Genomic DNA, 811 nt, shown 5'->3' with positions numbered 1-811 from the left:
CGTGCGCCTCGCCGCTCGGGCCGAGATTGCCCTTGCCCGCTCCGAAGGTGCGATCACGCTCCCCGTCCCGGCGGGAGTGCGCGGGTTCGTGGCCTGCGAACGGCGCCCCGACGAGGTGCTTCATTGGGTGATCGGGTTCGAACCTGAGCACACCAACACGGATCTTGATGAGCGGGCCGCTCACGCCGCCTACCTTCAGTTCCTACAGCACGACGACGCCACGCTCTGCGATCTTGCTGCGCGTGTTCGCACCGGAGGCGCCACCGCTTGACGGTCGCGGCGCCCCCGCCCTCCGGAGTTGCTGGGCTCACACCGACGCAGGTTCGCAGCCAACTCCTGAGGATGGGGTGGCCGTGCGTCCTCCCGATCGTCGCCCACGACAACACGAAGCACAACGGACGGGGCAAGGCTCCGGGCATCCGCCGGTGGGGTGAGCGTGCTCTATTCGAGGGGCCCGGCACCTCCACGGCGGACCTCGCTGACTGGGAGAAGTGCGAGCGGAAGTGGCCCGGGACCGGAATGGCCTGCGGCGACATCGTCACAATCGACGCCGACTTCATCGTTGAGCCGGACATGGCCGACCGGGCGCAGGCCCTCGCGTTCGAGGTGTTTGGCGAGACCCCGTTCATCCGTCAGGGGCAGGCGCCGAAGGTCGCCCTGGTCTACCGCGCCGCCGAGGCGATCCCGAGCGTCCACCTCAAGACGGCAGACGGCTCCGGCGATGGCATCGACGTGTTGAGCACGGGGACGCAGTTCGTCGCATACGGCGTTCATGCCAAGACCCTCCGGCCCTATTCCTGGATCGGGGCCG

General features: G+C 68.7%; 2 protein-coding genes. Both read left to right on the top strand.

Going from position 1 to position 811, the window contains the following annotated elements:
* Nucleotides 1–271, top strand: a 271-nt coding sequence (locus tag VP06_RS37650; RefSeq protein WP_210168118.1) for a hypothetical protein, incomplete at its 5' end; no start/stop codon positions are given.
* On the top strand, nt 268–811 hold a 544-nt coding region (locus tag VP06_RS36230; protein ID WP_197093182.1), incomplete at its 3' end, for a bifunctional DNA primase/polymerase. The genes VP06_RS37650 and VP06_RS36230, both read left to right, overlap by 4 nt.

This window comes from Methylobacterium aquaticum, from assembly GCF_001043915.1.
GTDB classification, from domain to species: Bacteria; Pseudomonadota; Alphaproteobacteria; order Rhizobiales; family Beijerinckiaceae; genus Methylobacterium; species Methylobacterium aquaticum.
This window is presented reverse-complemented; position numbering and strand designations above follow the sequence as displayed.